The organism is Roseateles sp. GW821-FHT03B02, from assembly GCF_059421025.1.
On the sequence record NZ_JBWKUV010000030.1, the window covers coordinates 1 to 1,506 of the forward strand.

Genomic DNA, 1,506 nt, shown 5'->3' on the forward strand with positions numbered 1-1,506 from the left:
CGAATACGAAGGGACTTCCCACCTTCTGGCTAACGGCGTCGAGGCGCCAAGATTGATGGTGCGAATCGTCAATCTGCAAGCCTGTGAAAGGGGAAGCCCATGAACGAGATTACCCGAGTTTGGGTCGATCTGGCCAAGCGCGTGATCCAGGTCCACGCTGTCGATGCGACCGGCCGTGTGGTTGCCGCCAAGGCACTGCCCGCCGACAAGTTTGCCGCTTGGTGCGTGCAGTTGCCCGCCGGCTGCCTGGTCGCCATGGAGGCCTGCGGCGGCGCCCATCACTGGGCGCGCAAGCTGTGCGGCTTCGGTCTGGATGCGCGCCTGATCGCCGGCCATTTCGTCACGCCCTACCGCATGGCCGGCAAGGGCGGCAAGAACGATGCGGCGGACGCCGCCGCAATCTGCGAGGCCGCAGGTCGGCCTCACATGCGCTTCGTGCCGGTGAAGACGCCCGCCCAGCAAGCCCTACTGGCCATTCACCGGCTGCGCGAGGGCTACAAGGAAGACCGCACCGCCTGCATCAACCGCATCCGCGGCCTGCTCACCGAGTTCGGCATCGTCTTCGCGCAAAGCCCCGAGGCGCTGCGCCTGGGCCTGGCTGACGTGCTGGAAGACGCGAGCAACGAGCTGCCGGGCATCGCACGCCTGGCGCTGCAGGAAGCCCGGCTGCACTGGATCGAGCTGGAATGCCACATCGCCAGCTGCGACGAACGCATCACGGCGCACGTCCGTTCGGACGAGCAAGCCAAGGCTGCAGCCCAACTCGCCGGCATCGGTCCGGTGACGGCGTCAGCGCTGGTGGCCACCGTGGGCGACTTCAAGCAGTTCAAGAACGGCGCGCAATTCGGCTCGTGGCTGGGCCTGGTGCCCCGGCAGAACTCCAGCGGCGGCAAGACGGTGCTGGGGCGCATCACCAAACGCGGCGACGACTACCTGCGCACGCTGCTGATCCAAGGCGCCAAGTCCGCCGTCATGACCGCCCACAAACGCAGCGACAAGATCTCGCAGTGGCTCGTGCAGTTGCTGGCGCGCGTGGGTTGGCAGAAGGCCGTGGTGGCCCTGGCCAACAAGAACGCCCGCATCGTCTGGGCGCTGCTGGCCAAGGGACGCCTGTTCGACCCGAACCACGTGTCGGTCAAGCCAGGTGAGCTGCTGGCGCTACCGGTCGAGACGCCGGCCTGAAAACCCCCTACCCAACGAACAAGTTCTTCCCGTAGACGTGCGTTCGAAGATGCATCACACAGGTCAGACCGGCAGCAGGCAAGCTCGACTAACCGGGTGCCGCGCCCATGGTGGCGACGGCGGCGAACGAATGGAGCCCTGCTGAGCGGTTGGTATCTGGGCCCGCACCGAAACCCGAGTGCAACAAGGCCGCCTGTAGATGTGCAGTCTGTTCTCTGTGACGCTGCATCGAACCCGAACTCAGGTCTTGAGGAAAACAGCAAAGGCGCCTATTGAAAACGGTCCGAATCAACCTGCTTGATCAACTGGGAAGTCCCTGTAGAC

Annotated in this window: 1 protein-coding gene; it reads left to right on the plus strand. The window is 65.0% G+C overall.

What is annotated here, in order from left to right; all coding sequences use genetic code 11:
- Positions 1-99 precede the first annotated feature (99 nt).
- Complete coding sequence (locus tag AC07VX_RS26835; protein WP_493167855.1) at positions 100-1,182, plus strand: IS110 family RNA-guided transposase; 1,083 nt, start codon at positions 100-102, stop codon at positions 1,180-1,182.
- Positions 1,183-1,506: the final 324 nt, after the last annotated feature.

Coding starts and splice junctions, on each gene's coding strand:
- AC07VX_RS26835 (WP_493167855.1), top strand. CDS start 100: ATGAACGAGATTACCCGAGTTTGGGTCGATCTGGCCAAGCGCGTGATC.